Origin of the sequence: Gemella haemolysans (assembly GCF_028308085.1) — a bacterium.
Classification (GTDB): Bacteria; Bacillota; Bacilli; order Staphylococcales; family Gemellaceae; genus Gemella; species Gemella haemolysans_D.
Genome location: NZ_JAQMFS010000112.1, coordinates 18,762 through 44,686 on the forward strand (window position 1 = coordinate 18,762; position 25,925 = coordinate 44,686).

A 25,925-nucleotide genomic window follows, 5' to 3' on the forward strand; every position below is an offset into this window, starting at 1 on the left:
ATCTTATAGACAAGGTCTTTATGTATACCTCATCGTTCAAAGTAAACTTTGCTAAGGAAAGCACCTTAATCAATCGATTAGGTTGCTGGAGTTCATAGGGCCTTATCCCTCACTCACTCTTGATAAGTATTTATATTTCTTTTATCAGCATATTCGATTTTAATATACTTTCAGTCATTTGTCAATTGATAAAGTATAAAATTAATATTCAATATTATACTTACTTCTCTCTTTAAGAATTTTTTCTTTTAATTTCTCCGCTTTCTCTATTGGAAGATAGTTAATAGTAAGCTTACTGTATATTCCAGTCACTTGTATATTAGCTAATTTATACTTATTTAAGATAGGTCCCGTATTTATAGTAACATCTTGAATGGTGTTAAATGGTAAGGTTTTTTTACTCTTGAAAAACACTCCTTCAACTTCCGACACACCCATCTGGTCTACTTCATAGGAATAATTTCTAATTACTAAAGGAGGAACAGCTAAAGCAACTATAGCGTATATTGTTAATATCACTAATATACCTAGACCTAAAAATCTATAATTTATTTCAGTTTTAAAATAATCATATACACTTTTACCAATAACTGGTGATAAGAGAACTAGAGCATATATCCCAAAATGTATTCTCACATATTGTATGGATCTTTGTGGTAAATTACTCGATTTTTTTTCAAATATTCTATTCATAATCTACCTCCGAAATTATAAAATCTCTCTCTAATTTTTCTTTATATCCTTTATCATAATATTTCAACTTAATATCTGAGTTTACTCCAATAGAATTTATTGATAAATGAGCAAGATCTCTTTTATTCATAAAATAGTTCGTCCTACTATTAATTGTTCCTACTTTTTTCACTTTAATAAATTCTGTTATTATTGTCAATTGTCTCATAAACGTATTTTTAAAGAAATGTTTATCGTAAGAAAGCTCATTATATTTCAACATATAGTTTTTCACTAAAATACTATATAAAACTAAGACAATATAAAAGGCAATCAAACTTAAAACCTTATACTCGAACTTAAAATCAACATTAACAAGATACAATATTGCAAATAATATTATCGGTAAAAAACTACAATTAAATAAACTCCAACGATACATCGCAATTCTTGCTCTTCGTTGTATTTTTTCACTCTCTAAATTATCATAATGTTCTAAATCTATTCCTAGATTATTTTTTACAAAATTCTGTGCAAAATCTTTTTTGACTAAAGGTAAGACATCTATCGTAGATTTTTGCTCACTTAAATCTTCTGATACGTTATTAGTCAAGGTTTCAACAGATAATTTCACAAGTCCGAAGAAACGGTAACGCAAAGGATATATCAATTTTACACTTTGAATTCTATCAATATCAATAACTAGTGACTTTTTATTTAACAATCCATATTTACACAGCAAATTATGTTCTTTAGTCGTCAGGATAAAGTTATAATATTTTACAATCGTATGAATAATTGACGCAATTACTACTAAAATCATAAAAATCCCAATTATTATAAATATTGCTGTTATGTTCCCCGCGACTGACTTAGCATTTTTTTGAAGAAGTTCATCAAAATAAGCTTCATTGTCGAAAAGATATTTGAATACATCTCGAATCTTACCATTTAATGCTAATATTAACCCTAAAGCTGCAAAGAACCTAACCCTAAGCAGTCCATAAAATGCAAGTTCTTTAACAGATAATCTTAGTATTTCTTTTTGAGACTCCCGCATTTTTTCTTCTTGATCTAAAGCTATATCTTCAGATGCATCTTGTTTTAATTCTCTTAGTATATCAATTAAATTTAATGCGACTTCCTTCTTTAGAGGTTTTATCCTAATTTTACCTCCAACAAGATTAATATCTACCGAAAGTAGATTAAATGCTTGATACAATACGTTAGAACTCATATCTATTGATTGTATATTTTCTAGGTTTATGTTTTTTACTTCTTTATTTATTATTCCTTTTGTATAAATTAGGGCTCCATCGCGAACTTCATAACTTTTTAAGAAATAATCAAATATACCTATTACTATTAGCAGAAGAAATCCCGCCAAAACTAGTAAATAGTATTTCCAATTTTGCTCTTTTAATGCCAGCACCATAAAAATACCGAACAATCTAAATCCAGTTATTATAGTATCCATAATAACCATAGGATGTACTCGACTTTTTTTAATATTATTCATCTTTATACCTCCTATAGTTAAGATTATTTTCTAGTATTATTAACAATTGGTTTTCTAATTGTTCTACATCCTTTCTAAAAACATAGAATCCTAATTTTTCCGAACCAGTGTTTATACTAACCTTATAAATATTGAACTTTTTAGATAATACATTTTGTTTAATTGTGTAATCTAGTATATTCCTAAGTGGTGCTACTTTCTCCAATTTAAAAAATGTATACATTGATGTTGAAGCTAGTTTAAAATGTTCATCTGTAATTTCAAAAAATGTATTGTACTCATATTTATCTCTTAACATTACAACTATAACATGATTCAAAAATACTAACCCTAATATTATCCATAAGATAATATACACATCTATACCAAAAACTTCTTCAAAACCAGTAAATTTAAAGATTACTGAAGCTAATACGACAAATGTTAAACTAATCACCCAAATATTAAAGAAAAAATAATCAACATATAATCTTCCTATATATTTTCTCATAAAATCCCTCCCTATTTTAAAAATTAATAATATAACTTTTAAAATTAGAAACCTATAAGATTTAGATCTCTTTCTCTTTCAATTGTAGTCTCATCACCATGTCCTGGGTAGACTATTTTGGCACCATCAAGCTTGAATAATACATTTCCTAATGAATTTTTCAAGGCATCATAATCTGATCCATATAAATCATAACGACCAAAACCGCTTCTAAATAATGCATCACCTACAACAATAAATTTTCCAAAGTCGAATGATACTCCCCCTGGAGAATGCCCTGGTGTTGGTAGAACTGTAAAACTTAAACCAGCAATTTCGTATTTTTTATTTTCTTCAAACTCAAATTCCGCTGGGTTTGTCATAGGCGGTCTTCTTAAACGGAACAATGTTGAACCGTTAAAATCCGGATTTTGTAACCAATCTCGTTCATGTCCTGAAATATATACAGGCACTCCGTAGTGTTTTCTACATTCATCTAATGACATAATGTGATCGAAGTGAGCATGAGTTAATAAAATTGCTTCAATTTTTACATTTAATTCTTCTACAGCTTTTTGTATTCTATCAAAACCTTCACCTGGATCTACAATAACCCCGCGTCCATCTTTATAAACTATATAGCAGTTTTCATCTACCATATCCATTACTATTCTTCTAATTTCTGCTTTTGCCATTTTCTCAAAACCTTTCCATAATTATTATTATCTTTATTTTATCCTATTATTATGTTATTAACAAGTCTTGGTTAGTAGTTTTTTTACTTTACTTATATAACCTCTCTTCACTTGACCTTATTTAATATTTTTTTTATACTTGAATAGTATGGTTTTCATAAGAAACTTAGTTTTTTCCTAACTTTTTCATGAAAAGTCGGGTTTAAATATCTAAGAAAAGGAGATACAAAAATGAAATTAAATTCATTCGCTAAGTTTTCATTACTTAGTATTTCAATATTATTAATGTCACACCTTGCTATTTCTCCAGTAATTCCAAACCTGTATAATTTTTATCATACTAATAACCCAAACATAGGTCTGGCTTCTGTAGAGAGTTTAGCTACAATACCAGCTATGATGATTACAATTTTCGTTCTTCTTAGCAATGGTGTTATTAAATTAATCGGAAAGAAAAACACAGTTCTTCTTGGGCTTATACTTATCTTTATCTTTGGTATAGTACCAGCCTTTACAACTAACTTCAAAGTTGTCTTAATCAGTAGATTACTTCTTGGTGCTGGTATCGGATTATTCAACTCACTTTCAATCAGTATGATTAGTGATTTCTTTGATGAAGAACACCGTGGTACTATGATCGGATTAAGAACTGCATTTTTAAATATAGGTAAAGCTTTAACTACCTTTATTTCAGGATACTTATTAATCTACGGTATTCAATATACATTTTTAGTTTATGCTTTAGCACTTCCTATATTTATAATATTCCTATTATTCGTACCTAATGCTGAAAATGTAAATAATAAAAAAGTAAGTATTAAGTTTCATAAAGAAACTATCGTTCTAACTCTTCTAACATTTCTAGTAGGAATTTCTTACATGGGAGCAACTATTAAAATCCCTACACTACTAGCAGAAAAATATCATTATCAACCAGATGTAGCTAGAAATCTACTTACAATCTTAGCTTTAAGTGGTATACTTTCTGGAGTTATTTTTGGTATTCTAGTTAAAAGGTTTAAAAATCTAACTTTACCTATTATGCTAAGTTTCATGACTGTTGGAAGTGTATTATTTGCTTTAACAAATAATATTATTATCTTCTACATCGCAGCTATTTTTATTGGAATAAGCTTCGTAGGAACTATGTCATTTAACTTCTTCTATATTTCAAACAAGTTAGATAATAAATTTATCAACTTTGCAACAAGTGTAATTTTAGTTGGTGGAAATATTGGTGTTATCCTTACTCCTGTAGTGCTGACAAAAATACCGGAAGCCCTACACTTAGAAAAATATACAACACCATTTTTCATTACTACTGCTCTAATGCTAATTTCTACATTAGTTAGTTATACAGTATTAAGAAATAAAAAATAAAAGGAGAACATCTTTGATACTAATATCTTAGATGTTCTCCTTTTTTATTAACTATTAAGTAGCTCTTTATTTTTCTCTAAAAATTCTTTTAATTCATTATCTGGTACTTGTCTTGCTAATACTAATGTTCGTAATGCAACATCGTCTATTCTACAAGTACAGAAAACAGTCATATTATCCTCTCCAGAAATTTTACTATTTTCTAACCAATTTCTAGCGCCTTCTTTAAACAGCTTGATAAATTCTCCTTTTTTATCTGAAGTAGTAGGAATTTGATATAAATTCGTAAATTCATTTACAACTTTTACACCAGTTACTTCATAATAATACTTTCTTTCAGGAGTTTCCATAACAATAACTCTATGACTATCAAAATAATCTTTTTTTGCAAACCAGTTCATATTATTAAACACTCTAGTGTCTAATGTTATTTTTTTCTCCTCAAGTCCTGCTCTTGCGTGTCCAAATACCCACTTCACATCACCTTTATCTAAACCAGGTTGATTCTCATAGTCCATAAAAACTGCCCCAATATATGGAGCTGGCTTATTATCTAAACCATACTCTAGGTATTTAGAATTATTAGTTGTTTGTAACATCGGTTCTTTTAAGGAATCTTTCCCATCTCCGGGAACATACATATAACCAATAACTTCGCTATTTATCGATTTCAATTCTTTAAATTTATTTTCTAAATATTCTTTCTCCGCTTTATCTACAACATATTTTTCTTCTTGTTTTACATTTTCTTTTTTCTCAACTTGAGTATAAGATTCACTTGAACCCGTATTCGAATTAAAGTATGAGTAAGCTCCAAATGAACCACCAATTAAAATAAGAACTAATAGTAGATATTTTACTATATTTCTGAATATTGATTTACTATTTTTCATTAAATCTTTCCTTTCTAAAAATTATCTCTTTTTTCTAAATCACAAATTAGATTATATCATATTTACATAAATTTCTTCAAAAGATTGTGTTGCTAGTTTGAAAATTAATTTTGATTTATGTATTATTTAATTTTTATCTAGAATTATTCTTTTAGTATTCAAAAAAAGAGTGATTTAAAATCAGTTGATATTTTAAATCACCCTTATTATGGTTTATTTTATTATTTTAAACTTGTCTAATATTTACAAAGTCAGTAGGTGGAACATTGTCTTTTCCTAAATCTGGTTGTCCTGCTGTAATTAGAATTAAATCTCCTTCTTTTGCTAAACCAGACTCTTTAGAAAAATTCGGTGCACAATTTAGCATTTCTTCCATTGATAGTGTTTTTTCTTCTATGAATGTAGTAACACCTCGTGTTAATGCTAATTTTCTAGCTTTTTGTTTTGTTGGCACTACTGCTAATATTGGAACTTTTGGTCGATATCTTGCGATAAACTTCGCAGTACTTCCCGATTTAGTATAAGTTACTATATTATTAACATCAACAGAATCAAGAAGATATTTAGTTGATAAGGAGATTGCATGCGCAATATTCATTTTGTGATGTTTATATTCTTCCGAATCATCATCTTTTACTCTATCTTGATTTTCGATGTAGGTAATTATTCTATCAACTGTTTCTAATGCTTCTTTAGGATAATTCCCTATTGCTGTTTCTTCGATTAACATGATTGCATCAACACCATCTATAATTGCATTAGCTACGTCAGATACTTCCGCACGTGTCGGTCTTGGATTATAGATCATTGAATGAAGCATCTGCGTTGTTAATATTACTTCTTTTGTTGAATCATTAGCTTTTCTAATAATTTCTTTTTGGATACTAGGTAAATTTTGGTAAGGTAATTCCATACCTAGCTCATCCCTATTAATCATTATTGAATCTGCAAATTGAATAATCTCATCGATATTTTCATATGCTTCTTTACAATCTATTTTTACAATTAATCCAATATCTTTCTTCTCATTAGCTTGAAGTATACTTTTTACTTTTCTAATTTCATCCAAATTACTAACAAATGGGCAGGCAACAAAATCAACATCATTTTGACAAGCAAAATGAACATTGTTCTCTTCAATTTTTATAAGTTTATATTTACTTTCTGCATATATATGATCTAAATCATAAATTATTGCAGTATTTTTATTTAATTTTTCTCTTAACTCTTTTATTTTATTAATTCTAAAATCGCACTCTTCTGTGCATCCATAATAATTATCTATTAAGATAGCATCTGCCCCATTTTCTATAATATATTCTAATAGTTCTTCTGTACTGTTTCCTAAAGTTGCGATAATTTTTGCCTTTCTAGTCATAATATACCTACCTTATCTTTAAAACGTTTTCTTTTAAAATTATTATAACACATCAAATTATTATTTTCTAGATAATTTTCTAAAATAATAATCCTTGATTATTATAATTTTCTTAAACATTTTTCATTAACAATTCTAATCTATACTCTACTGACATTCATAAAGTGCTTATTTTAATAAGCTTTACAGTTGTATTTGAATATTATAATATTAATAATTATTCAAAATATAAAAATAAAAAAGAAACCGTACCTAATTGACTACAGTTTCTTTTTTGCTATATTTCATATAATAATTAATCAATAATTCAACACATTAAATTATGATTTCTTTTTTAGGTGCTGCTACTCCTGATTCAAGATAATCTAAGAATTCACCAAATAAGTTCTCCATTTCTGCATATGAATTTAAGGTATTTAATTCTTTTTTAACTTTTGCTCCACCTTTAATACCTTTCATGTAGTATGCAGCATGTTTTCTCATTTCATGAACTGCAACTTTCTCAGGCTTAATTTCCATAAGTCTTCTTAGGTGCAATAAACATACATCAATTTTTTCTCTTGGTGTTGGTTCTTCTGTTAATTCACCAGTTTCTAAATATTTAACTGTACGATATAACATCCATGGATTTCCTAAAGCTGCACGTCCAATCATGACTGCATCACAGTTAGTATCATCTAACATCTTCTTAGCTAATTCTGGAGTAGTTACATCACCGTTTCCGATAACTGGAATTTTAAGCTCTTTTTTAACATCTTTAATAACATCCCAGTTAGCTTTTCCACTATACATTTGAACTTTTGTTCTACCATGAATAGCTATTGCACTAGCTCCAGCGCGCTCTGCATTTCTTGCATTATCCATTATATAAATATGTTCATCATCCCATCCCATACGCATTTTTACAGTTACAGGCTTGGATACTGAATCTACTAGACGCGCAATTACCTCGTATACCTTATCTGGATCAAGTAGTAATTTACTTCCGGCATCTACTTTTGTAATTTTTGGAACTGGACATCCCATATTTAAGTCGATAATGTCAGCTTCTGTATTTTTATCAACATACTTCGCAGCTTCTACCAAAGTATCGATTTCTCCACCAAATATTTGTAAACTTAATGGACGCTCCCTTGGATCAATATATAACATATTCATCGTCTTTTTATTATTGAATAAAATTGCTTTATCACTAACCATTTCAGCACAAACTAATCCAGCACCAAACTCCTTAGCTGTTAAACGAAACGCAGCATTACATACACCTGCCATCGGTGCTAAAACTACTCTGTTCGGTATTTCAATTTCTCTAATTTTAAACATCTTCTATCCTTTCATTTTACAATTTTTCTTTATACAAACTAATTTTTTCTGTTATTTTGTCTAATGATTGCTTTATACTCTTACCATCAACATCTATATCTCCATACATTTCTACTAATGGAGCTAGTACGAAATTTCTTTCATGAATATATTTATGAGGTACAATCAATCTATCATCATTAAGAACTAAATTATTATATGTGATTATATCGATATCTATCGTTCTATTTCCCCAGTGCTCTTTTCTAATGCGACCAAGTTCTAACTCTATCTTTTGAATAGTATCTAGTAGTTCATATGCTTCTAACGAAGTTTCTATTTCTATACACATATTTAGAAAGTTTTGATCAGCTACTCCACCCCATGCAGGTGTTTCGTAAATACTGCTTAGTTTTGTAATTTTAAGATTACTCGCTTCTATTTTTCTTAAAGCATCTTTTAAATATTGCTCTCGTGGCTCTATATTGGTTCCTAATGCTAGTATAATCATTATAATCCAAACTCCTGACGTGTTGTTTCTATAACTACTCCACATTGTTCAAAATGATATTTTATAGGTGCAGATGGTTTATTAATTTCTAGCTTAACATTTTCAATTTGAGGAAACTTTTCAAAAATATTTTTTAAAATTTCTCCAGCTAGGCGTTCTAATAAATTATACGTATTTAAAGTTGCAGTCTCTACTACTACATCTGCAATATCAGCATAACTTATGCTGTCTGTCATCTCATCACTAAACAACGCCTTCTTATAATCAAGCTCATACTCAATACTAAAAATAAATTTTTGACCTAATCTATTTTCTTCTTCAAATAATCCATGATTAGCAAATACTTCAAGATTATTTATAAATAATTTCGTCTTCATGATTAATATACCTCTCAATCATTATTTTGCTTAACTATAAAATTTTAACATATTTCGCCTTATTTCTCTAATGATTATACTTACATATCAATAAAAAACGACTTAAAATTATGATTTAATAAAATCTCTTTTTAAGCCGTTTAAGTAAAAATCAATGTTTCTTAGTATTTTTACTGTGAAATTTAAATATTTTTAATTAGTTTTTATTTCTTTTTCTTCCTAAAATGAATGCAGCAACTGCACTTAATCCAGCAAATAGAAGTGAACTAGAAGAATTTAATCCAGTTTTAGGAAGAACATTTTTTCCAAAGAAGTTTTCTCCTTTGTTTGTTTTCTCTTTTTCAGATTTAACTTGTTCAGTTGTAGCTTTGCTACCTTGTTCAGTTCTTTCTTCCTTAACTTCTTTTGAATTAGCTGCTTCTTGATTTGGATTAGAAGCTACATTTTCTGAAGGTTTATTTTCTGAAACTGGTTTTACTTCTGTAGTTGGATTAGATGCTGGGCTTGGTTCAGGTGTAGTTGATACTTCTTTCTTACTGAAGTCAATTTGCACAACTACTGGATCATGGTCAGAAGCACGTCCATGTTCTTCCATGAATGAAGCATTAATATGAACTGGAGAGAAGACTACTTTATCTTTAATGTTTTTAGAAATTAAAATATTGTCTAAACTTTGGTTACTTCCTCGGTAGAAGTATGAGTATCTATCTCCTTGTTCATGTTCAGCCATTAAGTTAACTAGTTCATTTCCTACGATTGTTTTCACACTATCTGAAAATTCAAAGTCATTGAAGTCTCCTGTAAGAACAAATTTTAAGTTTGGATTTTGACGTAATCCTTCTTTAATAAAGGCATTTAAAATTTTAGCCTCTTCAATACGTTTTGCTTTTGTATTTTCTACTGATGGTTGGTTAGAACCATAGATTGCATCATCACCTAATTTTGATTTTAAGTGGTTTGCAATTACTACTATTCTTTCACCTTTAAATTCAAATTCAGCAGCTAATGATTTTCTAACTTTTTCAAAGTGAACACTTGTAGGATCAACTCTTGATGGATTTTTTTCAAGATGCCCATTAACGAAACGAGCAGCTTCCTCGCTTCCACCTTTTTCTTTACCAATTAGAGTTACTCTCTTAGGATTATATAAATAAGCTACCCTAATGTTCGCGCCCGGTTTACCACCATCTTTTCCGTCAACTGGAGCTATCTCAGTATATTTATAATCAGGTCCACCAAGACTCTTAATTCTTTGAGCTAATTTTTCCCCACTCTTAACTCCATCAACAGTTCCATCATTTACTCCACCATTGTTATCTTGAACCTCAATAAGAGTTATGATATCAGGACTGTGAACTTCTTTTATAAATGAATTAGCAATTTTATCAACTTTTTCCTCTGGTGTTTCATCATGACCCTTGTTGTTTGCTGAGAAGTTTTCAATATTGTAAGAAGCAATTGTTAATTTATCTTCTGAAGGATAAATTTTAGATACTTCACGTTTTAATCCTCCATCTTGAATTGCTGGTACGCTAGATGGATCAATTTTATATGTTTTATTTTTATAAGTAACTACCCCTGTAATATTTTCATTAAAGTAGTCTTTTGCTTTTGCTACAAATTTATTCCCTACTGTAATAGGTAGTACTTCTGTGTTTTGTACACCAGGGCGAAGATTTACTCCACCGATGTTATTAAGTTTTTGACCTTTGTAGTCACCTGGTAATACATAAATATCACCTTTATATTGCGGCCCAGTAACTTTTGGTTTAGTCACCTCTACACGCATTCCCTCTAGACTTTCCCAATAATCTAAAGCTTCTGTTTCTGGATTATATTTAGTTGGCGTATTATCAACTATGTCTTTAGGCATTTTTTCAGAAATGTTTAATGCTTTTGGTAAATCTGCTTTCCCTAATTTTGTTATAGTTGCGTTAATAATTTGAGTAACTGTTAGGCTTCCAGCTGGTTTTTTAAAAGTTTGACCTGGTTTTACAGAATATTCTTCCATATAACCTTCTTTAACAGTTCCTTGAACTTTTAATAAGTCACCTGATTCTACTTTATCTTTTGAAGCGACATATACTGCATCAGAGGTTTTTGGATTATTATCTGACACTTTATCTTGAACATAGAAACCAGTTTGATCAGTTTTAGTTACAACAACATTGTTTATTACTACTTCTTTCCCAACTAAAGGACTTTCATGGCTTTCACCTTGTACTTCCCCTATGTTTTTTACTTCTTTTGGAGCAGTAGCTTGAGGACTTGTTGTAGTCGCTCCAGCAGGTTTTACTTCATTTTTTCCTGTTGTAGTAGTCGGTGTAACTACTTCTGTTTTTACCTCAGCCGCAGAAACTTCATTAGCTTCAGCTGATAAATAAGTTGCCCCTACTCCTCCTAATACTGCACTTGCTAATAATATTGATAATTTGTATTTTTTCACAATATGAACTCCTTGTATATAAGTTTATACTAATTATTTTACTATTAATCTAACTAATAAGCAACATCAATTGTTTACCTTTACAAAAAAATCCTCAATATAGACTTTTCTATATTGAAGATTCTTAAAATCAATAATTAAACTATTTAATTCTTCTTTTTTTTAACTTTACCAACATAAATGATAAAATAATTACTCCTACCAATGCCATAAATGCTAACCATGTATTTTCTATTCCTACTTTATCAGTTAATACTCCATTTACAGATAGTAATATTGCTACAATAATAGATTCAAAAGTATAAAATATAGAAACTGTAGTTGTTCTATTTTCATCACTTTTTACTAGATATTTATGCATAAATACACTAACCTGTATACTCATTAAAGTGAAAAATACAATATATATCATGAATAGTACAAATTTAGCATATACATTTTGAATAAAAACAAACATTAATAGCATTCCAATATTTACAACTACAAAGAAATACAAAATGCGTAGCTTTGATAATTTATTTGATAATTTTTCATATATTACACTTCCTAACATTCCACTAACTGATATACCAATCCAAATATAACCGATAATATCAACATCTAACTTTTCAAACACAGCTTGCCACTGGTTTGATGGCCCAAGATCTAGGATAGAAGGAATAACAAAAAGTATCATAAGAAATATACTACTTTTAACATATAGTGTTTCTTTTAACGAGTTTTTTACTGTTACAAATGAATCTTTTATTTTCTCAACTGATATTTTTTGAGTCTTTTCTAAGTTTTTCATAAATAAAAGTGTAATAAACAACGAAATAATAAAAACTATCATACTTAATATTACTGACAAACTTTTATGATATACATACACATATTTAGCACTTATAAAACCTACAATTGCTGAGAAAAATAATGCATACAGTGAACTTCTTGAAAGAACTTTATCTATATCTATTTCTTCATTGTTTTTATTGTTTACATTGACTAACCAACTTGTTAGTGTTCCAGATTGAAACGATTCTGCAACTGCAGATAAAATTGCAGAAATGTACAGTAAAATTAAACTATTACTAAGCAATAAGATTAAACCTATAACCCTAAAAACTGAACTAAGAAGAATACTATTTTTTGCTCCGATGTTATCAGTGATTGCCCCACAAGGAAGCTCAGTCATAAAAGAAACTAACCAAAAAATTGATAAATAAAGCCCTACTTCAGCAAAAGAAAAATCTTTTGACAACAAATAAATATATAAAATTGGATTAAAAAATGATAATGCTACCGTAACTAATATATTATACAAATAATAAAATTTAGTATTATTCATCTTTTTCCCCTACAATCTTATACATCCTACCGTAATTATCTCTTTCTAAAAACTTATAATCAACAAGATATCTTCTAATTAGAGAATAATCTGGATAAATCTCCTTAATTGCTTCGTTTAATTCTTTCTCAGTAAACTCTAATGATTTTTCCTTCAACATCTCTAAAACTATTTGAAGAACGAGAAGCTTATTTTTTTCTTTTTTTGGTATCATCATCAATTTATTATTTTTAAAATATTTTATTTTTACTTCTTCCATATTACACTTTCCTTTCAAATTTAACTTTTTTATATACTATTATATATCATATAAAATAAAAAACAAGTATAAAAATAACCTCTAACAAAGTTTATACCATGTTAGAGGTTTTGCAATCTAGTTTACTTTTTATTTCTATTGCCCTAAGACAAAAACATCTTCAGCTTCTTTTTCTTCTTTTTTAGATCCTTTAGTTAAAAATGAAATTTTATTAGCTATGATTTTAATTCTATAGTGGGTTACTCCGTCTTTATCTTTATAAACATTATTGTTTAAAGTACCTACTATATTAAGCAAACTTCCTTTTTCACAGTATCTAGCTGTATTTTCTGCAATTTTACCAAAAGCAGTAAATTCGAAAAATTCAGTATCATAGTTCCCTTCTTTATTCTTAAAATCAGACTGAACTGCAATAGTAGCTTTAATATAACTTACTTTCTTATCACTTTCTTTTAATTCCGGTTTTTTTACTAATCTTCCTATTAAAATTACTTGATTTAACATAATTTATCCTCCCTTAAAATAGTAATCTAGATTGCTATGAAAACATTAGGAAGATTATCTTAGTCTTATTTATTAATTAAAGTAACAAAAACTTCGCCATCCTTCAAAAATTCTGCATTAATATAATTATCACCATCAAAATGTAATAACTTACCTGGTTCTACGATATGAATTTCTTCATCATTTAAAAATACTTTAACTTCACCTTTGACACAAGTGAATACTACTAAAGCTTCTGGATGATTGTGTTTAGGAATTACATCACCCTGTTTTCCTACTTTTTTTACTAATTTAAATCTATCATGTTTTTTTAATAAACCTGCTTCTTCAAAAATTATTCCTACGCTCATATTAATTCTCCTTTATTTAAAAACTATTTTATATTTATTACGCTTACACTCTTATTATAGAACTTTTTTGTTAACAAAACAAATAAAATTCATATCTTTTTCCAATTTTTTAAAAACTACTCCCATCTTAATAAACTGTGATCTATTTTCTCTCTTAAATCCATTTTTTATTATTTTTAACGTATTTAAAATACCTTCATCATCTACAAGTCCAGATACAGTGAGTAATGTAAGTTTATCATAAAGACTATTAACCGTCTTAAAGCCCGCTTCTTCAAATAATAATAGCCAATTTTCTTTCGGTAACGGAGAAACATTCATATTAATTGCATCAGACAATGTCTTTTTCGTTTCTTCATAATTATTTAACAACAGTATGTCATGAGTCAGAAGTAATCCGCCTGGTTTTAATACTCTATAATATTCATTTAAGGCTTTAGATTTACTCTTATCACTAAACATAGTTAGCATAGCTTCATTTATAATATAATCAAAACTATTATCGGAGAATATTAAATGAAATGCATCCGCCCTCATAAACTCTATATTCTTTAGATTATTCCTTACAACTTCAAGTTGTGCTTCTAAAATAGATTCTTTATCTACATCTATTCCTATAAAGGTAGTCTTAGGATATCGTTTTGCTAAAGATATTAGATTTATTCCTCTGTTACATGCAACTTCTAAGACACGATTCCCAGCTTCAAACTTTATATGTGCAAGTAGAAAATCAGTTCCTTTCACCCCTCCAGGTCTTAATCTAGTTTTACCTAATTTTTTTAAAAATTTATGCCCCATTTCTTTTTTCATAATAACCCTCAACGTTTTATATTATACTTTTATTGTACAATAAGCTAAAATAAAAATCCAGAAATAATTGATAATAACTATCGATTATTTCTGGATCTTAAATTATATATTCATATATTCCTTCTAAAAATCCTTATATGTATAAGTTCCTTGTTCCTTATTCTCTATTGCAAAGCGAACAATTTCTCTACCTAGTACACTAACTTCGATTGGACTATATTTTTTAGCTTTTCCTTTTAATACAAGTTGAAAAACTGACGATACTTTCATAAATAATTCTTCTAAAAATCTCTTATCATTACGTTTACTTATAAGAAGGGATGGCTGAAATATTCTAAGAACTCCTAGATTCAATACTTTTAATTTATCTTCTAACTCTCCTTTTAATGAATTATAGAAGTTTTTCGATTTACTATTAGCACCAATTGCAGAAACTACATTAAAACTTCTTACTTTACCTTCACATAGTTTAGCAAAACTAACTGTATAATCTACATCTATCTTTCTTTGATTTTCTTTTGATCCTGCAATTTTTATCGTTGTTCCAAGACTTGCAAATACATCTGCATCTTCTAGGATACTTGTATCAAAATTTAAGTTTTCAAAATCAACTATTATTTTAGTCAACCTCTCTTCATCGCCTAACTTACCTATTGACTGCCGTCCAAGAATATACACTTTATTATAAAATTTATCGGCTAAGATTTCTTTTAATATCTCTTTACCTACAGCTCCTGTAGCCCCAATAATTACCGCTGTTTTCTCCATTTTATCTCACCTCTAGAAAAATAATGATATTAAAGCTAGAATAGGTAATCCGCCTTGCTTTAATATTATTTTTTTATCACTTGTTAAACCACCATATATAGCAACAAGTATAATATAAACCAACAACATTCCTACAATCTCTTTTGGATTCTTTGAGAAGAATGTTCCATATAAAAGTCCAACTCCTATTAATCCATTATATACACCTTGATTTTTAAATAATGTGTTTAAATTCGGTCTTTTCAATTCTTCTTTTGAAATATTAAATACTCTACTTGTACTATCTGAATCTGTTACAAAAGTTTCTAAGTACATTATATAGAAAAATAGTACTGCTACTAACACTGTTAGAATAATTGATATTATATTCATTTTTATACCTCTTTCTTAAATTAAACTTTTATTAAATTTATCTAATAATTTAGTCAGATTTTTTAGATCATCATCTGTAAAATCCTCACTGATAATATTTCTGATATCAGTATCTTTAGTACAACTATCAATTTTGTTTTTTGAAGCTTCAGTTATTTCTATATAGATTTCTCTATTATTTTCTTTATTACGACGCTTATTAATATATCCTGCTTCTTCTAGTTTTTTTAAATGTCTAGTTATAGCAGCTGCGTCTATTTCTAAAATCTTAGATAGCTGTTTAGGTGTTGCTACATCAACCTCATATAAGTATTTTATAATTTGAAATCTTGTTAGACTTATTCCTAATCTTTTCTCAAATATATGAGCAATCTTTCTCTCTAGCACTTTCAAATCATGCAATAGATTTACATATTCTCTTATGTCCATTCACATAACCCTCTCTTTTATTGACTAGTCAATTATTGATAATTTCATTATAACTTAATTATAGTTGACTCGTCAATTATAATGCAAAAAAAAAAAAAATAAAAAAGAAGAAGAGCAATTAAAAATCACTCTTCCTTTTTTATTAATTTAAGTACTTACTAGCTTCTCTTAAACTAAGATTCGCCATTTTACTTCTATTTTTTTCTATGAATTTCCTAACCCATTCTGGATTAACTTTTGAATAATCTCGAAGTGCCCATCCTATAGCTTTGTTAATGAAGAATTCACTCTCACACAAATTATCTTCTAGTATTGTCTCTAATAGAAGTTTGTCTACATTCTCTTTAAATGATAACTGATGCAATATTGCAACTCTTCTTAACCAAATGTTATTTTCTTTTTTAGACCATTCTAACATCAAAGTTTTTAATTCCTTGCTACGGTTCACAACATCACCAATAATCTTAGATAGTAAATCAACTGTATCCCACCAAGATTTAGTAACTACAAGATACTTCAACTTAGAAATATCACCTTTATTTAAAAACTTTTGCATCGTTTTTAAATAATATACTACGGCATATTGAAATTCTCTTTCTTCTTTATTCCAACAGGTTTCAATAAAATTCCAATCTATTACTTTTGTTTTTCTAGCTGTAGGAAAATACTTCTTATATAATTCTGTTCTTTTAGGTCCTCTTATACCAAGAAATCTAAATTTATCCTGCATGTACTTTTCCATAGATTCAGCTAAAAGTTCATTACGATTCTCTTCAAGTTCTGTTATTAAACCTGATAATTCCATATTAAATCTCTATTTCTTATCTTTTATTTTCTAAACTTGCTTTAATGAATCCAGCAAATAATGGGTGTGCTTTTTCTGGACGTGATTTGAATTCTGGGTGGAATTGACCAGCAACAAACCATGGGTGTTCAGGGATTTCAACGATTTCAACTAATTTTCCATCTGGGCTCACACCTGATAACACCATTCCTTTATCAGTTAGACGATCACGATAGAAGTTGTTGAATTCATATCTGTGACGGTGGCGCTCAGTAATATTGATTTCTCCATATTCTTTGTGTGCCACAGATCCTTCTGCCAATGTACATGGGTAACTTCCTAAACGTAAAGTTCCTCCCATTTCAACAACATTTTCTTGATCTGCTAATAAGTTAATAATTGGGTATGGTGTATTTGGGTCTAATTCAGATGAATGTGCTCCAGTTAACCCACATACATTACGTGCAAACTCAACAGCAGCAAGTTGCATACCTAAGCAAATTCCAAAGAATGGAACATTGTTTTCACGTGCATATTTAATAGTAGTAATTTTACCTTCTACTCCACGATCACCAAATCCACCTGGAACTAAAATTCCATCTGCATCTTTTAGATATTCATGTACATTTTCTTCCGTAATATCTTCAGATTGAATCCAATCAATTTTCACTTTAGCATTGTGTTTGTAACCAGCATGTTTAAGTGATTCTACTACTGAAATATAAGCATCATGAAGTTCTACGTATTTACCTACTAATGCGATTCTTACATTTTCTTTTAGGTTATCTACTCTATCTACTAATGATAACCACTCTGTCATGTCAGCTTCTGGCGCTGTTAAACCAAAGTGTTTTAATACGATATCATCAATTTTTTGAGCTTTAAGATTTACTGGTAATTGGTATAAATTACTTACATCGCGACTTTCAATAACGTTTTGTTTTGGAATATCACAGAATAATGAGATTTTAGCACGTAGTTCATCATTTAGAGCAAGCTCGTTTCTAACTACGATAATATCTGGTTGAATACCTAATCCACGTAACTCTTTTACTGATTGTTGAGTTGGTTTAGTTTTCATTTCTCCAGCAGCTTTAATGTATGGTAATAATGTACAGTGAATGAAACATACATTTTCACGCCCTAAATCACTACGGATTTGACGGATAGCTTCTAAGAATGGTAAAGATTCGATATCTCCTGTTGTTCCACCGATTTCAGTGATAACTACATCCGCATCACTAGATTCTCCTGCTAATAATACACGTGATTTAATTTCGTTTGTTACGTGAGGAATTACTTGAACTGTTCCTCCTAAGTAGTCTCCACGACGTTCTTTTTCAATAATTGAAGAATAAACACGTCCTGCAGTTACGTTAGAATATTGTCCTAAGTTAACATCGATAAATCTCTCATAGTGCCCTAAGTCTAAGTCTGTTTCTGCTCCATCTTCTGTAACGAAAACTTCTCCGTGTTGATATGGACTCATTGTTCCTGGGTCAACGTTTAAATATGGATCAAACTTTTGTAAAGTTACTTTTAATCCCCTATTTTTTAATACACGACCTACTGATGCCGCTACAATCCCTTTTCCTAATGATGAAACTACTCCACCTGTTACAAAAATATACTTTGTCATTGTGTTCTCCTTCTATTAAAAATAATAAACCCCCTACGAAATTATCGCAGGGGGTGGTTTCTTAAATCACTCTTTAAGAGTGCCCGTATATTATTCTAGCATAACGCAATATTTTTAGCAACTAAAATAATCCGATATATATAATTTTCTTTATGATTGAATATTAAAAGAATTTGAACGAACTAAATGGATAGTATCTTAAACTTACTTTTCCAATCATCGCTTCTTTTTTAACAAATCCAAATACACGACTGTCCGTACTATGTTGTCTGTTATCTCCAAGTACAAAGTATGTTCCTTCAGGTACAGTCTTAGATTTTGTACTACTTAAAAATTCAATATTAAAGTCCGGTGTAAATGGTGCTGTTCCTGAAGCCTTAGCTTCTTTTATTTTCTGAGCTAAGTATGGCTCATCTACTTTTTGACCATTTACATATAATACGTCGTTTCTGTACTCAATAGTATCTCCAGGAACTCCAATTATACGTTTAATATAATCATCAGTTTCATTAGCGTGGAAAACAACTTCATCTCCACGTTCAAAGTTTTTACTAAATTTATTAACGAAAACTTTATCGTTATCAGCGAATGTATAATCCATTGAGTGACCTTTTACTGTGAAAGGTGCAATAACATATGTGCTTAGAACAAGATAAATAGCTATCGAAACTACAACAACTACTACCCATTCCATAATTTCTCTTAAAATTTTCACTGGTATATCCCTCTTTTATTTTATTTATGATTAATAATTCTATCATATATCAAAAGAAAAATCAAAAATTATTCTTTTATACTATTGTTATTATAATTATTAACATTACTGTGATTTTAGATCTCTATACTAAGAATAAAGTATTTAATCTACTCATCTCACCTAATTTAAAAACTTACTTATTTGGGACTGATTCAAAAGTCCTAAAATTTAACAAAGTTCATATGAGAACTCATAGACGCATTGGTTAATCGCGATCTAAATTCAACAAAAGCTTTTTTCGTATCTAATAAACTTTGCGGGGATAGCTCGATAAAATCTTGTTTCTCCGAAATCGCACTCTTTGAGTCAGTCCCTTGAAAGCACTATTATTGAATTATTTTACCGTTATGCTATAATTATTTATACGGGAGTCTGTGAACAGTCTGAGAGGAAATATCAATATTTCGACCGCACCTGATCTGGATAATGCCAGCGTAGGTAGACTTAGCTTAAAGACAAAACTTAGACCCCCCTTATATTGTAAGGAGGTTTTTTATTTTGATAAATTGCAGTATTGCATTACAAATTCTTCCACTTGATAACCATGATGGTAGAATAGAAATTATAGATAAAATTATCTATTTTCTACAAAATAAATATTCTAATATTAAGATAACTCCATTTGAAACGGTCATTGAAGGAGAATTCAATGATTTAATGGATACATTAAAAGAATGTTTAGTCCTAGCGGGTGAGGACAGCAAAAATATTTTTGCAAATGTGAAAATTAACTACGGAGATGTTTTAACAATTGATGAGAAAATTAGCAAATTTAATTAACAAATACGCTGCAACTATTTCTATGTTGTGTTTAATCATAATTTGGCAAGGTGCTGGAAATCTTGGTTTATTGCCTAAATACATTATTCCAACACCCATTGAAATAGTAAAAGCATTTATAAAAAACTATCAACTATTAATTTTTCACAGCAAAATCACCCTACTCGAAGCTATAATAGGATTATTCCTAGGAATAGTCATAGCTTGGCTTCTTGCTTTAATTATGGATAGTATACCAATATTTAATAAGACCATTTATCCACTTTTAGTACTAACTCAAACTATTCCAACTATAGCCATAGCCCCTATCCTTGTTCTTTGGCTTGGATACGGACTAACTCCAAAGATTGTATTAATTGTTTTAACAACAACATTCCCAATAGTTGTTAGTATTCTAGATGGATTTAGAAACTGTGATAAAGATATGATTACTCTATTACGTCTTATGAATGCGAGTAAATTCCAAATACTTTGGCATGTTAAAATTCCTACTAGTCTTAGTTATTTCTATGCAGGGCTTAGAGTCAGCGTCTCTTATGCATTTATCGCTGCAGTGGTAGCTGAATGGCTTGGAGGATTTGAAGGACTTGGAGTATACATGATTAAAGCAAAAAAACTTTTTGAATATGATACCATGTTTGCAATTATCATATTAGTATCAGTTATTAGTTTATTAAGTATTGAACTTGTTAAACTAAGTGAGAAAAAATTTATTAAATGGAAATATATAGGAGAAAATCATGAAAAAGATATTAACTAGCATTTTTGCATTTATCTTAGCAATTTCATTAACTGCATGTAGCACAGTTAATAAAAATGCAGAGAAAAAAGAACTTAAAAAAGTCGACTTCGTTCTTGACTGGGCGATTAATACTAACCATACGGGTCTATATGTAGCGAAGGAAAAAGGATACTTTGCTGAAGAAGGTATCGATCTTGATATTAAACCAGCACCTGAAGATAGTACTTCTGATTTAATTATTAACAATAAGGCACCTTTTGGAATTTATTACCAAGACTCAATGGCTAACAAACTTTCTAAAGGAGCAGGAATCACTGCTGTAGCTGCCATTATCGAACACAACACATCTGGTATTATTTCACTTAAGAAAAACAATATTAAAGAACCTAAAGACCTTGAAGGTAAAAAATATGGAACTTGGAATGATCCAGTAGAATTAGCAATGGTTAAATCACTAATTCAAAAACAAGGAGGGGACGCTAATAAATTAAACTTAGCTCCAAACACAGATACTAATTCTGTTACTCCATTAGAAAATGGTCTTTTCGATGCTGCTTGGATCTACTATGCTTGGGATGGTAAATTAGCAGAAAGTATGAAATTAGATATTAACTACTTCTACTTAAAAGATTTCAATAAAGACTTAGACTACTATTCTCCAGTAATTATTGCAAATAATGATTACTTAAAAGAAAATAAAGAAGAAGCTAAAAAAGTTCTTAAAGCTATTAAGAAAGGATATGTCTACGCTATAGAACATCCTGAAGAAGCTGCAGAGATTTTAATTAAAAACGCTCCAGAATTAAAAGATAAAAAAGATTTCATCGTTGAATCTCAAAAATATTTATCTAAACAATATGCATCAAACAAAGATCACTGGGGTGAATTCGACGCTAACAGATGGAATGCATTCTACCGTTGGGTTAACGACAACAAAATCACTGAAAAACCTCTTGCAGAAAATACTGGATTCAGCAATGACTTTATAAAATAATGAACATATTATCAATAAAAAACTTATCTTTCAATTATCCGAACAATAAAATATTACACGATATAAATATATACGTCGACAAAGGCGAAGTCGTATCAATACTTGGTGGTAGTGGTGTTGGTAAAACTACACTTTTCAATATTATCGCAGGTATCAATCCTCTACAAAGTGGAGAAATATCAATAAAAGGTAACACAGACTACAAAGGTCGTGTAAGTTATATGCTTCAAAAAGATTTACTACTAGAGCATAAGACTATTATTCAAAATATAACACTTCCACTTCTAATAAGAAAAGTCAGTAAAAAAGAAGCTGAAGAAGAAGCTATAAACAGTCTAAAATTATTTAACCTTTACGAATATAAAGATAAATATCCTAGCGAGTTAAGTGGAGGTATGCGTCAAAGAATCGCGTTACTTCGTACATATATGTTTAAAGAAGAACTATTCTTACTAGATGAGCCATTTAGTGCACTCGATGCAATTACTAAAATTTCGCTGCACTCTTGGTATTTAGAAATTAAGAATAAACTTGACCTAACTACTCTACTTATTACCCACGATATCGATGAAGCCATCGATCTTAGTGATAGAATTTATATCATAAAAAACAAACCTGGTGAAATAGTATCAGAAATTAAAATAAATCTTGATAAAGAAAATCAAGATGAACAAAAATTAAAATATAAAAAAGAAATACTTAATATACTTGGACTCTAAAAACTAAACCCTAGTGCGAATAATCACACTAGGGTTTCTTCTATATCTTTACTACTTATATATACTATACTTTTTATTTATTAAGTAAATTAGAAATGCAGGTACAATTGCAAAAAACATAAGCTTATAACCAAATACTTCTAAAGCAAGAAGTATAGGAGCAATGTACGTTTTAGTAGCTGCTGAGAATACAAGGCAATATCCTAGGGCTGCAGTTACTAAAATAGGTAAACCTAAATACGTTCCCAGAATTACTCCACATGTAGCTCCTATTGCAAATAGTGGCGTAACTTCTCCACCACTAAAACCAATACCGGTACAAATCGCTGTTAAAATAATCTTCAGTATAAAATCATAAATTTGAATTTGTTCAAAGTTGGTGAAAGAAAGACCAATTAAATTTGTTCCTAACGAAGCGTATCTATATTCAAAAATAAAACTAACTAGAATAAATACAATCAAAAGGATCCAACTAATTTTATTATTTGATGCTACTATTTCTTTAATTTTTCTTTGAATAACAACAAAGAAAATTCCTACAAATACGAAAACTATACCGATTAAAATTATCTTTAATAAAAATTCTATATTTATATTCACCTTACTTATGTCTATTCTTACAAAGAACTTCTCTAAACCTAATTTATGTGAAACAAAGGCGCTAATATATGCTCCGATGATATATGTTATATACTCATATACCTTATTCACTGTAAAATTAAATCTTTCACTAATAACTTCTAAAATAAATACTACCGCAGCAAGTGGCGTCTGAAACAATCCAGCAAAACCACAAATCATTCCTAATTTAACAAAAAATTGTTTCTTCTCCTTACTGAAATCTCTGCCAGCAAGATTACCTCCGATAGCTCCGCCTAACTGAACAGCAACCCCTTCACGTCCGACACTTACTCCAAATCCATGTGCCAATAAAGTATTTAACGTTAATATCAATGGAAAACTCCATGATACCTTATCTTTTTTATCAGTTGCAGCTTCAATAAAATATTTCATTCCTATCGTATTAGTTTTTAAATACTTATTACTAAATTTTGTAAAAAGTAATATTATAGGTGTCAACACTATCAAATACTTGTAATAATCACTTGTTACCTCTATGAGTTTTAATAATATCTGTCCAAATACTGAACAACAAACAGCTATTAATAATATTAAACTTACTAATCTTATATAATAATTCTTAAACATACTTTTTTTGATTTTTTCCTCCTTGTATTGAATAATAACAGGAGCGACTTTAGACTTATGATTCATAAAAAATCATCTTTATAAAGTCACTCTCATACATCCTTTTTTATAATTTATTCTTAAACGATAATCTCGTTTTCTTCGGTTGATCAAAACTGAATCCTTCACCAATAATGTCATGCACTTCGGTGATTGTTACAAAAGCCCGTGGATCAATATTATAAACGATGGATTTTACTTTCCCTATTTCATTTCTTGAAACTACACAATATCCTATATTTAAATCTTTCTTAGAATAACTTCCCTGACCTTTAATATATGTCAAGCCTCGATTCATATCTTCTTGTATTCTTTTGGTGATTAATTCTATCTCTGATGAAACAATCATTACACCCTTTCCTGGAACACCGCCTTCAACAACATAGTCAATCATTTTAGTACAAATAAATATATATATCAAAGTATATAATATCGCAGGAAAACTTTTAACTACTACAAATGTTAAAGCTATAATTACTCCATCAAGAACTTGAATTATTCTACCAATTGAACTTCCTGTATAAAGCTGAATAATCTTAGCTACAATATCGACTCCCCCGGTTGTTCCACCTGCTAAAAAGACTATTCCAAGTCCAATTCCAGCAAGAATTCCTCCAAAAACAGAAGCAAGTAATCTATCTCCACCTATATCAATCGCAATATTGTATTTTTCAAATACACCTATCCAAAAAGTCAGCATAAAAATACCATAAACAGTATATAACATAGTTTTCTTATCTAACATTTTATAACCAATTACCAATAAAGGTATATTCACCAAAATTGTACCAACAGAAACAGGTAGTCCAATTGCATATAATAATAACAGAGCTATCCCTGTTCCCCCACCTTCTGCAAGTTTATTTGGAACATTAAAATGCATAATAGCAAAAGAATAAATTGCACATCCCAGAGAAATAATAAATAACTCTTTAATAATTTTTTTAAAATTTAAATTTTTAAAATTCTTTTCCATAGTACACCTCCCAAAATTCGACTGTACCCTAATTATAACAGTTTATTTCGGGATAAACAACACCGTACTTATATAAATTTTCTAACTTTAATTATTATAAATTTTATATTTTCTTAGACATTATTTCAAATTTGTACTATAATTATAATATCAATATTGGAGGTTGACTTTTAAGATGAATAAAAACTTCATACCAAATTATCTTACCTTATGTAATATATTTTGTGGATTCATGTCAATTTTGACTACATCACACGGATATTTCATTTGGGGAACTGTCTTTATTATATTAGCTATGCTTGCAGATAGATACGATGGTATCGTTGCAAGAAAACTTGGTGTTGTTTCTGAAATTGGTCACGATTTAGATTCATTATGTGACGTAGTTAGTTTTGGAGTTGCACCAGCTATGCTTGTTTTTGAAATATTTGTCGCTACTGAAAAACCATCAGCTATTCTAACAACAATAGTTGCAATAATTTGCGGAGTATACGTATGTTGCGGGGCTTATCGTTTAGCCAGATTCAACGTTACAAAAATGAAAAATGGATACTACCAAGGTGTTCCTATCACAACTTGTGGAACGGTTCTTGCGATTATTGCACCTATAAAATTACCAAGCATTGCTACGTTAATCTTAGTAATATTATGTTCTTATCTAATGGTAAGTAATTTAAAAATCAAGAAAATATAAAAGGAATCGGGTTACATGCCCAATTCCTTTTTTTATGAGTCTATAATAAATACGGTTGATAATAAATATCAGCCGTATTTAAATTTATAAAAAAATAGAAAAGAATGTAAAATTCCTCTATAATTTAAGTA

At 29.3% G+C, this 25,925-nt stretch carries 29 protein-coding genes and 2 riboswitches; of the genes, 6 read left to right on the forward strand and 23 right to left on the reverse strand.

Annotated features, from left to right (window positions below; translation table 11 throughout):
• Positions 1-26: 26 nt before the first annotated feature.
• Positions 27-129: riboswitch (SAM riboswitch) on the reverse strand.
• 72 nt (positions 130-201) lie between these two features.
• From PNO30_RS08775 to PNO30_RS08790, 4 genes are read right to left on the reverse strand one after another with little or no spacing between them, the layout of a single operon-like run.
• Positions 202-693 carry a PH domain-containing protein gene (locus tag PNO30_RS08775; protein WP_271965878.1) on the reverse strand — a complete coding sequence of 164 codons (492 nt, stop codon included), beginning with the start codon at positions 691-693 and terminating at the stop codon, positions 202-204.
• Positions 686-2,191, reverse strand: a complete 1,506-nt coding sequence (locus PNO30_RS08780; RefSeq protein ID WP_271988133.1) for a PH domain-containing protein — start codon at positions 2,189-2,191, stop codon at positions 686-688. The genes PNO30_RS08775 and PNO30_RS08780 overlap by 8 nt, the downstream gene beginning before the upstream one ends.
• Entirely contained in the window at positions 2,184-2,681 is a 498-nt protein-coding gene (locus tag PNO30_RS08785) for a hypothetical protein (RefSeq protein WP_271965881.1), read from the reverse strand. Before PNO30_RS08785 ends, PNO30_RS08780 begins: the two co-directional genes overlap by 8 nt.
• Positions 2,682-2,725: 44 nt before the next feature.
• Positions 2,726-3,355 carry an MBL fold metallo-hydrolase gene (locus tag PNO30_RS08790; protein ID WP_271965882.1) on the reverse strand — a complete coding sequence of 210 codons (630 nt, stop codon included), beginning with the start codon at positions 3,353-3,355 and terminating at the stop codon, positions 2,726-2,728.
• Positions 3,356-3,586: 231 nt separating this feature from the next.
• Here PNO30_RS08790 and PNO30_RS08795 point away from each other — a divergent pair, with 231 nt between their 5' ends.
• Positions 3,587-4,735, forward strand: a complete 1,149-nt coding sequence (locus tag PNO30_RS08795) for an MFS transporter (protein ID WP_271965883.1) — start codon at positions 3,587-3,589, stop codon at positions 4,733-4,735.
• 47 nt (positions 4,736-4,782) lie between these two features.
• On the opposite strand, the gene srtB is transcribed toward PNO30_RS08795, so the two are convergent.
• The 17 genes from srtB to lepB form a co-directional block, all read right to left on the reverse strand.
• A complete protein-coding gene (gene srtB, locus PNO30_RS08800) occupies positions 4,783-5,628 on the reverse strand; it encodes a class B sortase, LPKTxAVK-specific (RefSeq protein WP_271965884.1) in 846 nt (281 codons plus the stop codon).
• 226 nt (positions 5,629-5,854) lie between these two features.
• Positions 5,855-7,006: a pyruvate kinase gene (locus PNO30_RS08805; RefSeq protein ID WP_271965886.1), complete on the reverse strand. Its 1,152-nt coding sequence runs from the start codon at positions 7,004-7,006 to the stop codon at positions 5,855-5,857.
• 315 nt (positions 7,007-7,321) lie between these two features.
• Positions 7,322-8,329, reverse strand: a complete 1,008-nt coding sequence (gene dusB / locus PNO30_RS08810; RefSeq protein ID WP_271965888.1) for a tRNA dihydrouridine synthase DusB — start codon at positions 8,327-8,329, stop codon at positions 7,322-7,324.
• A gap of 16 nt (positions 8,330-8,345) precedes the next feature.
• Positions 8,346-8,819 (reverse strand): 2-amino-4-hydroxy-6-hydroxymethyldihydropteridine diphosphokinase, encoded by a 474-nt coding sequence (gene folK / locus PNO30_RS08815; protein WP_271965890.1) that lies wholly within the window; start codon positions 8,817-8,819, stop codon positions 8,346-8,348.
• Positions 8,819-9,196 (reverse strand): dihydroneopterin aldolase, encoded by a 378-nt coding sequence (gene folB / locus PNO30_RS08820; RefSeq protein WP_271988135.1) that lies wholly within the window; start codon positions 9,194-9,196, stop codon positions 8,819-8,821. The genes folK and folB overlap by 1 nt, the downstream gene beginning before the upstream one ends.
• A 196-nt stretch (positions 9,197-9,392) precedes the next feature.
• Complete coding sequence (locus tag PNO30_RS08825) at positions 9,393-11,642, reverse strand: endonuclease/exonuclease/phosphatase family protein (RefSeq protein WP_271965893.1); 2,250 nt, start codon at positions 11,640-11,642, stop codon at positions 9,393-9,395.
• A 142-nt stretch (positions 11,643-11,784) separates the two neighbouring features.
• Positions 11,785-12,969, reverse strand: a complete 1,185-nt coding sequence (locus tag PNO30_RS08830) for an MFS transporter (RefSeq protein ID WP_271988136.1) — start codon at positions 12,967-12,969, stop codon at positions 11,785-11,787.
• Positions 12,962-13,228 (reverse strand): DUF2087 domain-containing protein, encoded by a 267-nt coding sequence (locus PNO30_RS08835; RefSeq protein WP_271988137.1) that lies wholly within the window; start codon positions 13,226-13,228, stop codon positions 12,962-12,964. Before PNO30_RS08835 ends, PNO30_RS08830 begins: the two co-directional genes overlap by 8 nt.
• A 135-nt stretch (positions 13,229-13,363) precedes the next feature.
• Positions 13,364-13,732: a single-stranded DNA-binding protein gene (locus PNO30_RS08840; RefSeq protein ID WP_048802277.1), complete on the reverse strand. Its 369-nt coding sequence runs from the start codon at positions 13,730-13,732 to the stop codon at positions 13,364-13,366.
• Positions 13,733-13,797: 65 nt separating this feature from the next.
• On the reverse strand, positions 13,798-14,082 hold the full coding sequence (locus tag PNO30_RS08845) for a cupin domain-containing protein (protein ID WP_271988139.1): 285 nt from the start codon (positions 14,080-14,082) through the stop codon (positions 13,798-13,800).
• Between the two features lie 54 nt (positions 14,083-14,136).
• Entirely contained in the window at positions 14,137-14,892 is a 756-nt protein-coding gene (locus PNO30_RS08850) for a class I SAM-dependent methyltransferase (RefSeq protein ID WP_271988141.1), read from the reverse strand.
• 123 nt (positions 14,893-15,015) lie between these two features.
• Positions 15,016-15,660 (reverse strand): NAD(P)H-binding protein, encoded by a 645-nt coding sequence (locus PNO30_RS08855; protein WP_271988143.1) that lies wholly within the window; start codon positions 15,658-15,660, stop codon positions 15,016-15,018.
• Between the two features lie 12 nt (positions 15,661-15,672).
• The gene (locus PNO30_RS08860) at positions 15,673-16,032 is read right to left on the reverse strand and encodes a DUF1304 domain-containing protein (protein ID WP_271988145.1); all 360 of its coding nucleotides are present in this window, start codon (positions 16,030-16,032) and stop codon (positions 15,673-15,675) included.
• Between the two features lie 15 nt (positions 16,033-16,047).
• Positions 16,048-16,461 (reverse strand): MarR family winged helix-turn-helix transcriptional regulator, encoded by a 414-nt coding sequence (locus tag PNO30_RS08865; protein ID WP_271965901.1) that lies wholly within the window; start codon positions 16,459-16,461, stop codon positions 16,048-16,050.
• 142 nt (positions 16,462-16,603) lie between these two features.
• Positions 16,604-17,266 carry a DNA alkylation repair protein gene (locus tag PNO30_RS08870; RefSeq protein ID WP_271988147.1) on the reverse strand — a complete coding sequence of 221 codons (663 nt, stop codon included), beginning with the start codon at positions 17,264-17,266 and terminating at the stop codon, positions 16,604-16,606.
• Between the two features lie 16 nt (positions 17,267-17,282).
• On the reverse strand, positions 17,283-18,884 hold the full coding sequence (locus tag PNO30_RS08875; protein ID WP_271965904.1) for a CTP synthase: 1,602 nt from the start codon (positions 18,882-18,884) through the stop codon (positions 17,283-17,285).
• Between the two features lie 163 nt (positions 18,885-19,047).
• On the reverse strand, positions 19,048-19,599 hold the full coding sequence (gene lepB / locus PNO30_RS08880; RefSeq protein ID WP_048803307.1) for a signal peptidase I: 552 nt from the start codon (positions 19,597-19,599) through the stop codon (positions 19,048-19,050).
• 396 nt (positions 19,600-19,995) lie between these two features.
• A riboswitch (TPP riboswitch) is annotated at positions 19,996-20,100 on the forward strand.
• Positions 20,101-20,139: 39 nt separating this feature from the next.
• Here lepB and PNO30_RS08885 point away from each other — a divergent pair.
• Genes PNO30_RS08885 through PNO30_RS08900 form a run of 4 tightly spaced genes read left to right on the forward strand, consistent with a single transcriptional unit; the run spans position 20,140 to position 22,876 of the window.
• Positions 20,140-20,421: a thiamine-binding protein gene (locus PNO30_RS08885; RefSeq protein ID WP_271988150.1), complete on the forward strand. Its 282-nt coding sequence runs from the start codon at positions 20,140-20,142 to the stop codon at positions 20,419-20,421.
• A complete protein-coding gene (locus PNO30_RS08890; protein ID WP_048803306.1) occupies positions 20,396-21,181 on the forward strand; it encodes an ABC transporter permease in 786 nt (261 codons plus the stop codon). The genes PNO30_RS08885 and PNO30_RS08890 overlap by 26 nt, the downstream gene beginning before the upstream one ends.
• On the forward strand, positions 21,162-22,157 hold the full coding sequence (locus PNO30_RS08895; protein ID WP_003147161.1) for an ABC transporter substrate-binding protein: 996 nt from the start codon (positions 21,162-21,164) through the stop codon (positions 22,155-22,157). Before PNO30_RS08890 ends, PNO30_RS08895 begins: the two co-directional genes overlap by 20 nt.
• Positions 22,157-22,876: an ABC transporter ATP-binding protein gene (locus tag PNO30_RS08900; protein ID WP_271965906.1), complete on the forward strand. Its 720-nt coding sequence runs from the start codon at positions 22,157-22,159 to the stop codon at positions 22,874-22,876. The genes PNO30_RS08895 and PNO30_RS08900 overlap by 1 nt, the downstream gene beginning before the upstream one ends.
• A 51-nt stretch (positions 22,877-22,927) precedes the next feature.
• Here PNO30_RS08900 and PNO30_RS08905 read toward each other — a convergent pair whose 3' ends face one another.
• Both PNO30_RS08905 and PNO30_RS08910 read right to left on the reverse strand, forming a co-directional pair.
• Positions 22,928-24,151, reverse strand: a complete 1,224-nt coding sequence (locus PNO30_RS08905; RefSeq protein ID WP_271988152.1) for a chloride channel protein — start codon at positions 24,149-24,151, stop codon at positions 22,928-22,930.
• Positions 24,152-24,191: 40 nt separating this feature from the next.
• On the reverse strand, positions 24,192-25,100 hold the full coding sequence (locus PNO30_RS08910; protein WP_271965908.1) for a YitT family protein: 909 nt from the start codon (positions 25,098-25,100) through the stop codon (positions 24,192-24,194).
• Positions 25,101-25,275: 175 nt separating this feature from the next.
• Here PNO30_RS08910 and pssA point away from each other — a divergent pair, with 175 nt between their 5' ends.
• The gene (gene pssA, locus PNO30_RS08915; RefSeq protein ID WP_271988154.1) at positions 25,276-25,794 is read left to right on the forward strand and encodes a CDP-diacylglycerol--serine O-phosphatidyltransferase; all 519 of its coding nucleotides are present in this window, start codon (positions 25,276-25,278) and stop codon (positions 25,792-25,794) included.
• Positions 25,795-25,925 lie beyond the last annotated feature (131 nt).

Coding starts and splice junctions, on each gene's coding strand:
- PNO30_RS08850 (WP_271988141.1), bottom strand. CDS start 14,892: ATGAAAAAAGAAATGGGGCATAAATTTTTAAAAAAATTAGGTAAAACT.
- PNO30_RS08845 (WP_271988139.1), bottom strand. CDS start 14,082: ATGAGCGTAGGAATAATTTTTGAAGAAGCAGGTTTATTAAAAAAACAT.
- PNO30_RS08790 (WP_271965882.1), bottom strand. CDS start 3,355: ATGGCAAAAGCAGAAATTAGAAGAATAGTAATGGATATGGTAGATGAA.
- PNO30_RS08840 (WP_048802277.1), bottom strand. CDS start 13,732: ATGTTAAATCAAGTAATTTTAATAGGAAGATTAGTAAAAAAACCGGAA.
- PNO30_RS08785 (WP_271965881.1), bottom strand. CDS start 2,681: ATGAGAAAATATATAGGAAGATTATATGTTGATTATTTTTTCTTTAAT.
- pssA (WP_271988154.1), top strand. CDS start 25,276: ATGAATAAAAACTTCATACCAAATTATCTTACCTTATGTAATATATTT.
- PNO30_RS08910 (WP_271965908.1), bottom strand. CDS start 25,100: ATGGAAAAGAATTTTAAAAATTTAAATTTTAAAAAAATTATTAAAGAG.
- PNO30_RS08900 (WP_271965906.1), top strand. CDS start 22,157: ATGAACATATTATCAATAAAAAACTTATCTTTCAATTATCCGAACAAT.
- PNO30_RS08875 (WP_271965904.1), bottom strand. CDS start 18,884: ATGACAAAGTATATTTTTGTAACAGGTGGAGTAGTTTCATCATTAGGA.
- PNO30_RS08895 (WP_003147161.1), top strand. CDS start 21,162: ATGAAAAAGATATTAACTAGCATTTTTGCATTTATCTTAGCAATTTCA.
- PNO30_RS08870 (WP_271988147.1), bottom strand. CDS start 17,266: ATGGAATTATCAGGTTTAATAACAGAACTTGAAGAGAATCGTAATGAA.
- PNO30_RS08780 (WP_271988133.1), bottom strand. CDS start 2,191: ATGAATAATATTAAAAAAAGTCGAGTACATCCTATGGTTATTATGGAT.
- PNO30_RS08905 (WP_271988152.1), bottom strand. CDS start 24,151: ATGAATCATAAGTCTAAAGTCGCTCCTGTTATTATTCAATACAAGGAG.
- dusB (WP_271965888.1), bottom strand. CDS start 8,329: ATGTTTAAAATTAGAGAAATTGAAATACCGAACAGAGTAGTTTTAGCA.
- PNO30_RS08795 (WP_271965883.1), top strand. CDS start 3,587: ATGAAATTAAATTCATTCGCTAAGTTTTCATTACTTAGTATTTCAATA.
- PNO30_RS08860 (WP_271988145.1), bottom strand. CDS start 16,032: ATGAATATAATATCAATTATTCTAACAGTGTTAGTAGCAGTACTATTT.
- srtB (WP_271965884.1), bottom strand. CDS start 5,628: ATGAAAAATAGTAAATCAATATTCAGAAATATAGTAAAATATCTACTA.
- PNO30_RS08890 (WP_048803306.1), top strand. CDS start 20,396: ATGAGAAAATTAGCAAATTTAATTAACAAATACGCTGCAACTATTTCT.
- PNO30_RS08775 (WP_271965878.1), bottom strand. CDS start 693: ATGAATAGAATATTTGAAAAAAAATCGAGTAATTTACCACAAAGATCC.
- PNO30_RS08830 (WP_271988136.1), bottom strand. CDS start 12,969: ATGAATAATACTAAATTTTATTATTTGTATAATATATTAGTTACGGTA.
- folK (WP_271965890.1), bottom strand. CDS start 8,819: ATGATTATACTAGCATTAGGAACCAATATAGAGCCACGAGAGCAATAT.
- PNO30_RS08835 (WP_271988137.1), bottom strand. CDS start 13,228: ATGGAAGAAGTAAAAATAAAATATTTTAAAAATAATAAATTGATGATG.
- PNO30_RS08855 (WP_271988143.1), bottom strand. CDS start 15,660: ATGGAGAAAACAGCGGTAATTATTGGGGCTACAGGAGCTGTAGGTAAA.
- PNO30_RS08865 (WP_271965901.1), bottom strand. CDS start 16,461: ATGGACATAAGAGAATATGTAAATCTATTGCATGATTTGAAAGTGCTA.
- PNO30_RS08805 (WP_271965886.1), bottom strand. CDS start 7,006: ATGACTAGAAAGGCAAAAATTATCGCAACTTTAGGAAACAGTACAGAA.
- folB (WP_271988135.1), bottom strand. CDS start 9,196: ATGAAGACGAAATTATTTATAAATAATCTTGAAGTATTTGCTAATCAT.